General features: G+C 51.4%; 8 protein-coding genes. 3 read left to right on the forward strand and 5 right to left on the reverse strand.

Annotated elements, in window-relative coordinates; genetic code table 11:
* Window position 1 precedes the first annotated feature (1 nt).
* The gene (locus tag DQX05_RS07805) at window positions 2–1,132 is read right to left on the reverse strand and encodes a glycerol dehydrogenase (protein ID WP_119792384.1); all 1,131 of its coding nucleotides are present in this window, start codon (window positions 1,130–1,132) and stop codon (window positions 2–4) included.
* Window positions 1,133–1,340: 208 nt separating this feature from the next.
* On the opposite strand from DQX05_RS07805, the gene DQX05_RS07810 reads away from it, so the two are divergent.
* Window positions 1,341–2,357, forward strand: a complete 1,017-nt coding sequence (locus DQX05_RS07810) for a PocR ligand-binding domain-containing protein (RefSeq protein ID WP_119792386.1) — start codon at window positions 1,341–1,343, stop codon at window positions 2,355–2,357.
* 55 nt (window positions 2,358–2,412) lie between these two features.
* On the opposite strand, the gene DQX05_RS07815 is transcribed toward DQX05_RS07810, so the two are convergent.
* On the reverse strand, window positions 2,413–3,300 hold the full coding sequence (locus DQX05_RS07815) for a LysR family transcriptional regulator (protein ID WP_119792387.1): 888 nt from the start codon (window positions 3,298–3,300) through the stop codon (window positions 2,413–2,415).
* Window positions 3,301–3,426: 126 nt separating this feature from the next.
* Between DQX05_RS07815 and hutG the strand changes: the two genes are divergently transcribed.
* A complete protein-coding gene (gene hutG, locus DQX05_RS07820) occupies window positions 3,427–4,422 on the forward strand; it encodes a formimidoylglutamase (protein ID WP_119792389.1) in 996 nt (331 codons plus the stop codon).
* Entirely contained in the window at window positions 4,406–5,593 is a 1,188-nt protein-coding gene (gene gltS, locus DQX05_RS07825) for a sodium/glutamate symporter (RefSeq protein WP_119792391.1), read from the forward strand. Before hutG ends, gltS begins: the two co-directional genes overlap by 17 nt.
* A 111-nt stretch (window positions 5,594–5,704) precedes the next feature.
* On the opposite strand, the gene DQX05_RS07830 is transcribed toward gltS, so the two are convergent.
* The 3 genes from DQX05_RS07830 to DQX05_RS31380 all read right to left on the reverse strand — a co-directional run.
* Entirely contained in the window at window positions 5,705–6,355 is a 651-nt protein-coding gene (locus DQX05_RS07830) for an HXXEE domain-containing protein (protein ID WP_119792393.1), read from the reverse strand.
* Window positions 6,352–6,966 carry a TetR/AcrR family transcriptional regulator gene (locus DQX05_RS07835; RefSeq protein WP_119792395.1) on the reverse strand — a complete coding sequence of 205 codons (615 nt, stop codon included), beginning with the start codon at window positions 6,964–6,966 and terminating at the stop codon, window positions 6,352–6,354. Before DQX05_RS07835 ends, DQX05_RS07830 begins: the two co-directional genes overlap by 4 nt.
* 555 nt (window positions 6,967–7,521) lie before the next feature.
* Window positions 7,522–7,804 (reverse strand): hypothetical protein (locus DQX05_RS31380; protein WP_220483163.1); only part of this gene is annotated, 283 nt, incomplete at its 5' end.

A 7,804-nucleotide genomic window follows, 5' to 3' on the forward strand; every position in this document is an offset into this window, starting at 1 on the left:
ATTATTCACCCTTTTGCTTAAATTGCTGGCCAATCTGATCCGCGACGCGAATCGCGGCCACCACCATCTCTCCATTAACCGGGAACGGCATCGAATGAATCGACTCTTCCGCGATGCAGGCTTTGGCCGCCACATTCCGCAGCTCTTCATCCGTCACGCTCGTCACGCCGATATCGGCCAGACAGACCGGCAGGCCTACGCTGACGCAGAATTGCAGCACCTCATTCAATTCCGCCGTGCTCGCATTTTCCAGAACCAATTGCACCAGCGTCGTAAAGGCCACTTTCTCCCCATGATAATAATGATGCGTTCCCTCGAGCGCCGTCAAGCCATTGTGGATCGCATGAGCCGCCGCCAGACCGCCGCTTTCGAAGCCCAGGCCGGACAACAGGATGTTCGTCTCCACAATATTTTCGAGCGCAGGCGTCACCAGATTGGCGTCGCAGGCCGCTTTGGCCTTGGCTCCATCCTCCAGCAAAGTCTCATAGCACAGCTTGGCCAGAGCCAGCGCGGCACGGGTGCCGACTGCCGGACCTACCCCCTCTTGCTCGCCGCATGGCAGCCCTGCATTGACTCGCGAATACGAATTCGACGTCGCTCTCGCTTCGAAATAGGTCGACAGCGCATCCCCCATCCCGGCGACCAGGAACCGCGTCGGCGCATTCGCGATCACCGTCGTATCGATCATGACGACCGTCGGGCTTTGCTTGAAATAAGCATAATCGTCGAACTCTCCCTCCGGCGTATACAGCACGGCGGAATGGCTTGTCGGCGCATCCGTCGCCGCAATCGTCGGAACGATAATGAGCGCTTCGCCTTCCGCGACGCATTTGGAGGTGTCGATCGCCTTGCCTCCACCCAGCCCGATCGTGCAGGAGCAATTATGCTCCGCCGCAAGCTGCTTCAACCGCTGCACTTCCTGACGGGAGCACTCCCCGTTGAAACCGCTCTCAACTAGCGTCACTCCATATGTCTTCATCGTATGTTCAAGCTTCGGCTTGACGCGCTCCACATCATCGGCATGGGCAATCAGCAGAGCCGATTTTCCGAAGGTTTTGATAAAATATCCGAGATTCAAGAGTTCATTTTCACCTTGTACATATTTAGCTGGACTGATAAACGCTTTTCTCATTTGCGTAATCCTCCTCTGTGTTGTGTGAACTTCCACTTCCATTATAGTTGCGGCCGGGTACAAGATCATGGAACTATCCCTGCAAAATAAAGCGCTTTCTCATCGTATTTTCTTATTCTCTTATTCAAAAATAGTATTATCTTGTCCTGTCATCCGATTATTATGTGCTATAATAGGCTCAGAGCGTACGGAAGGAGAATGAGTGAATATGACCTCGCGGTTTCATTTGGACAGCATCATTGATATGGAAAAATGGCAGACGCTGCAGGACTCGCTCTCTCTCGTTACGAAAATGGCCGTCATCACGACCGATTATAAAGGCGTGCCCGTCACGAAGCACAGCCACTGCCAGAGCTTCTGCCAGGCGATACGCCGGGACGAGACGCTGTCGCCCTACTGCCAAAAATGCGACGCTCGGGGCGGTCTGGAGGCGGTGCGGCTGAACAAGCCTTATATCTACCTTTGCCACTTCAATATTGTCGATATTGCGATCCCGATTATCGTGCACAATCAATATATGGGCGCCATCATGGCCGGTCAGGTCAAGCTGCGCGACAACCCGATGGATCTGGAGCAGATCGTGACGCGCCCCTCCAATGCCGTCGCCAACGCCAAGTTCCGCACCCTGCAGCAGGACTACGATTCGCTGCCGGTCCTGTCGTATGACGAAGTGGTGACGATCTCGGAGATGCTGTATCATCTGTGCAATTATATTGTAGAGGAAGCGATTCATAAAAACGCGACCATCGACATGTACCGGCAAGCGCTAACCGGCAATAACCCGGTCATCGATTCGTTGGCCGATCATGCGTTCCGCAATATTCAGACCATGAAAAGCGAACTGGAAAACACGCTGCTTAACAGTCACATCAACAGCATGACCCAGCAGAGAACGGAAGCGTCCAACCCGATTCTGCAGCCGGCATTCGATTATATTTATAGTCATAAAAGCGAAAATGTGAAGCTGACCGATATGGCGGTCCTCTGTCATGTCAGTCCGAGCTATTTCAGCCGCATCTTTACGAAGGAGACCGGAGAGAACTTCTCCGTGTTCATCCCCCGCCTGAAGATGGATTGGGCCAAGCAACTGCTGGAGACAACGGATCTGTCCGTCTCGCAGATCAGCAACGATCTCGGGTTCAGCGAACCAAGCTATTTCATTAAAACGTTCAAAAAATTCGAGCGCATTACGCCGGCCCGCTACCGGCAGATTTATCAGCGCTAGAGAGATTTTCTCCATCGCAAGCGCCGTAAGCCACCGTCCGTCAGACGTTGGCTTTTTAGTCTGGGGCGAAGCCCCGTTGAATGTCTTCCAGGAAGCTTTGGACCGCGGGAGCCAAATAGCGGTTTTTCATATACGTTAGATACACCGTTCGTTCGAGCGCAGGCGAATCCATCGTTTTCCGGACAATAGAGGCATCCTTCGGTTCAACCAGATAATTTTCAGGGATGATGGCCACCCCTAAATTTTCTCGGACGAGTGTCAAAGCCGTCTCAAAGCGTTCAATTTCAAATTGGATGTTCGGGGATGCTTCTTCAAGTGCGAAGGCTTCTAAAATATCCTCCCTCGTCTGAAACCCCTCCATGCTAATAATAAAAGGCTCCTCGGCCAGCTCTGTAAAGGTAATGGATTCCTTCGCTGACAGGGGGTGATCCCGGTGCAGCACGAGCACCAATCTCTCCTTATATAAAGGAAGCGACTCGATGTCATCCTCCTCAATGCACTGATTAGTAATGATGAGATGGGTATGATATTTCCGCAAGGAATCGATGACCGCCTTCCGGCTCAACACCTCGATTAGCTTGATCCGTATCGAAGGGAACCGGCCCTGGTATTCGCGAATGACTTCCGGAACCCAATGCCTCACCGACTCGATCATGCCGATGATAAGCTCCCCGCTCCCCGTCAGCCTTACCTCTTGCATCTCCTTTTTCAAAATGTTCATATGGGACAGGAGCTGAAGCGATTTGTTATACAGCACTTTGCCGGCGTCCGTCAGCTCTATTTTTCGAGTGCTTCGTTCCAGCAAGGGCGAACCGACCTCATGCTCCAGATTTTTAATGGCGTTGCTTAACGAAGGCTGGGAAATATGCAGTTTTTGCGCCGCTTTGGAGTAGCTCAACTGATCGGCAACCGTCACAAAGTAAAATAATTGCTTGATGTCCAACGCCAACTTCCTTTCTTATTTATAGCTTCAAGCTATTAATTTATTAATATTATATATTTTAAATTATAAGAATGTCATCTTATAATAATACAAACAACCGAATACAGATCAGAACTCAGAGAGAGGATGGGTAAATTGCAAAACAAGGTTGGATCTGATGTGTGGACCGGACGGACGGATCATGCAGAGAGAAGAAGCAGCTTCCGCTACCATCAAATCGTGGAACCGATCGATCTGGATACATGGCAGACTGCCTCTGCTGCCTCTGCCACGACTTGCGCCATCATCGGGTTTGAATGCGAGGAAGGCGTGCGGCGGAATCAGGGCAGGGTCGGCGCGGCACAAGCTCCGAATGCGATCCGGGGGGCGCTTGCAAGCATTCCTTGGAGAGCCGAGGAAGGCCATCGGCTTGTCGACGCCGGCAATATAAGCTGCCGCGGCGAACATCTGGAAGAAGCCCAGGAAGCATTGGGCCAGGCGATCTCGCGCATCCTGTCCGCAGCGGCTACTCCGATTATATTAGGCGGAGGCCATGAGACGCTGTATGGGCATTATCTAGGGGTCCGCCGCTATATCGGCGCAGACGCTTCGCTTGGCATCATCAACATTGACGCTCATTTCGATTTGCGCGCTTACGACCAGCAGCCTTCCTCGGGCACGATGTTCCGGCAAATATTGGAGCAGGACCGGAACAGCCATTATTTTGTGCTCGGCATTCAGCGCTTCGGCAATACACAGGAGCTGTTCGACAAGGCGGACGTGCTTGGCGCTGGCTATATTTTGGAGGAAGAGATGCAGGAAGGACTGATGGAGGAGATTACATCCGCCTTGCACGAATTTATCGACCAGCACGATTATGTGATGCTTACCCTGTGCACCGACGTGATCAATGCGGCATTCGCGCCGGGAGTCAGCGCTCCGTCCCCTTTCGGGTTGAATCCGATGATTGTCCGCAGCCTCATTCGTACGGCAGCATCACATTCGAAAGCGCTTTCTTTTGACATTTGCGAAGTGAATCCGGCCTTAGACGAACAGGGCAGAACCGTAAAGTTAGGTGCTTACTTGACGAATGAAGCCATCATGGCCATTTTAGGGAGGGACAACGATGACACTGGCACTTAATCAAGTGAACACGATATTTTTGGCGGTCGCGCTGCTCGTACTCGGGACATACATTGTCAACAAGACGGGCGTGCTGCAAAGGTTTTGTATTCCGGCCCCCGTGGTCGGAGGTCTACTGTTCGCCATTAGCGCTACGATTCTGAAGACGACGGGACTGCTAGCCATTACATTAGACACCTCGCTCCAAAGTCTATTCATGCTCACGTTCTTCACCACGGTAGGCTTGGGCGCCAGCTTCCAGCTCATCAAATTAGGCGGCAAGCTGCTCGTCATCTATTGGCTTGCCTGCGGCTTTCTCGCTCTGGCGCAAAACGTCATCGGCGTCTCCCTCGCTTCCCTATTCGGCATCCATCCTCTGATCGGGATGATGGCCGGCGCGGTGTCTATGGAAGGCGGACATGGAGCCGCAACCGCATTTGGACAAACGATTGAAGAGATGGGAATTCCGTCTGCGCTGTCCATCGGGATTGCGGCCGCTACGTTCGGTCTTATCGCCGGCGGCTTGGTCGGCGGCCCGACCGTCAAGTATCTGCTGGGCAAATACAATCTGAAACCGTCCGAAGCCACTGAGGAGACTGTGGACGTAAAAGAAAATGCGCAGCCGATTACGACTCATACTTTCTTTATTCAAGTCTTGCTTATTACCTTCTGCATCGCGTTCGGGACGTATTTGGGAGATCTGTTCTCGTCGGCCACCGGCTTTGTCCTGCCCGGCTATGTCGGGGCCATGTTCGTCGCCGTCATCGTCCGCAACATCGTGGATAAATTCAAGCCACAAGCCATCGATATGAAAAGCATCAACCTGATTAGCGACGTTACGCTTGGCATTTTCCTGTCCATGGCGCTCATGAGCATCAAGCTGTGGGAGGTAGCCGATCTGGCGCTTCCGATCCTCGTCATCGTGCTGGTCCAGGTCGTATTTATCGTCCTGTTCGGTATTTTCATATTGTTCCGCCTGCTCGGCAAAAACTATGACGCCGCAGTAATGGTCGCAGGCTTCACGGGCCACGGCCTCGGCGCCACGCCCAATGCGATGGCCAATATGGCAGCGGTCACGGAGCGCTTCGGCCCTTCCCACAAAGCGTACCTGATCGTTCCCATTGTCGGCGCCTTTCTGATTGATGTGTTCGCTATGCCAATCATTATTACGACGCTTAACTTATTTAAGTAAAAGTCTCACAAGAAAGTCTCACAAGCATCAACGCCGCTTCAATTACGGAACGGGCTGAAGAAGATGGACCTTGTCACGCGAGTATCCGCTGCGAACGTTCGCTCGTCCCGATCACCGCGCTGCGTTATTCGTTTTTGCGGACAATTTGTAAGGGCCAAGCTGCTTCGGAGTAAACGCATAGGGCGAGTGTTCGTCCTTCAGCCACATATTCCCCTTGATGATGAAAAGATAGACGGCGATCGTAAAATATACCGTCCCCAAAACCCAATCCCACGCGCTTGCCAGATTGTGAGTCACGATATGATAGATATACCAGCCGCCGATCGGAAAATGAAACAGCAGGACGGCGCCCAAGCCGGGGTTATATATTGTTTTCGCCTTGAGGTTAGCAAAGATTCCGTGCCAAATAAATTGAAAGAAACCCATGAAGACGGGAGCAAGCCTAAGCCAGATGAGATGCGGTACAAAGATGGGAAGAAGATAAAACAGGTAAGCGATGCCGAGGTTGATGATCATGGCGGATTGCGTATTCAGCGGGTAGCGCTCTGGATGCTCGCTTCGAAAAATGACACCGTTAAACAGCCCTCCGAAATAACCTGGCCACCGATATTCTTCGAATTGATGCACCAATATCGCCACGAAGCTGAGCCATAAGATAATCTCGATTTCCGGTGTGCGATCTCCACTTACCAGCAGGCTAATGCATACGAAGAAGGCGACAACGAGACCCAGATCCTGCCAATAACCTCTTAGAAATTTCATTCCCCTCGCTCCTTTGCTTCTCCCTGTTCTGGAAAATAGCGTTCAAACAAAAAATCGATTTGCCGATCGATAGGAGCTTGCTTGACTCCGGCCCCGGATTCAAGCAGCGGCTTCATTAATGCTGGGAGAAAAATGGCGCCGAAAATTTGCGTAATCATCATCATTAACAAGTCAGGCCGTTCCTCCCCCGTCATCTCGGTCAGCACCTTTTGCAGCTTATGAAATCCGGTGGCCCGCAAAAATTCCCCATACTCATGCTGGGACGCGAACATCGCCGAGCCGGCGGTTATCGTGTGAAGCACCAGCTCAGGATATTGCTGGATGACCTGAACATAGCGGGCCAAAAAGAATTTCAATCGCTCCTTCGGCGGCACAGATACGTCATCCAGCACATCGAACGTATCGCGAAAGCCGATCAGCAAGCCCTTGATCGCCTCGTTGATCAGCTTATCCTTGGAACCAAAATAGTAATTGACAAGCGCGATGTTCGTGCCGGAACGGGACGCGATCTTGCGAACCGTCACGCTGTCGAATCCTTCCCGCTTGATGACGTCCAATGTCGTCTGCAAAATCTTCTCTTTCGTATCATTGCTCTGGTCTGGCGGTGTCATCGAACCCCTCCTTATTCTGAATTCATGTAAGATCATTACACTTTCCCAATTCGCGTTGGTCTTGGTCGCGCTGAACTGAAGCAAAACATAAAATGGAGGAAAACATTCTCTTGAAAAATGGAGGAGAACATTCTCTAAAAAATGAAAGAAAATACTCTCTTGAAAATGAAAGAAAACATTCTTTTAAACAATGTTTAAATCATCGTTTAACGAAAGTGTATCACCTTTTTGAGAACAAAGCAATCCGCTAGCCATAAAAAAAACCTCCTGCCCACCATGTGCTCCGCGCCTTTGTCTCACTTTTGTCTGCACCACGGTCTCGCCTTTGTCTGCACCGCTGTCTCGCCTTTGTCTGCGCCAAGGCTCTCCACCCCCAAGAAGACGCCGCCGACGGCCGCCCCCGGGAAGAGCCGCACTCATCCTCCCCTCTCGAGCGTCCGGAGCGTGCCAGGATCAGCTACGCTCACACTCGCCTTTGCACTCGTCCGGGCCGATTATACCTCTCCCCGCTATGGCTCTTTTTTTGCCATTTTCTTTTTACACAATTATATGGACTTAGCTCCTCTCCCCTCCAAAATGCTGCAAAATTACAGCATTTTCATAGACCTCGCTATTCGAACGAGTGAATCCTGCAAAAATGCACCAATTTTGTCTGTTATCGCTTGGATTGGACACGAACCGAGAAAAATGATGTACCCATGCAGGAATTTTCCCGATATTACCCACCAAGTGGAAAAAATACTGTAGTTTTGCAGGATTCCAAGTCGTCGCTCCCCTTTCATCAGTGCTAGAGTAAAGGGCAGAAAATTTCTGCCCCTCCTCATCAAACCGTACGTGA

This window comes from Paenibacillus thiaminolyticus (assembly GCF_003591545.1).
GTDB classification, from domain to species: domain Bacteria; phylum Bacillota; class Bacilli; order Paenibacillales; family Paenibacillaceae; genus Paenibacillus_B; species Paenibacillus_B thiaminolyticus_A.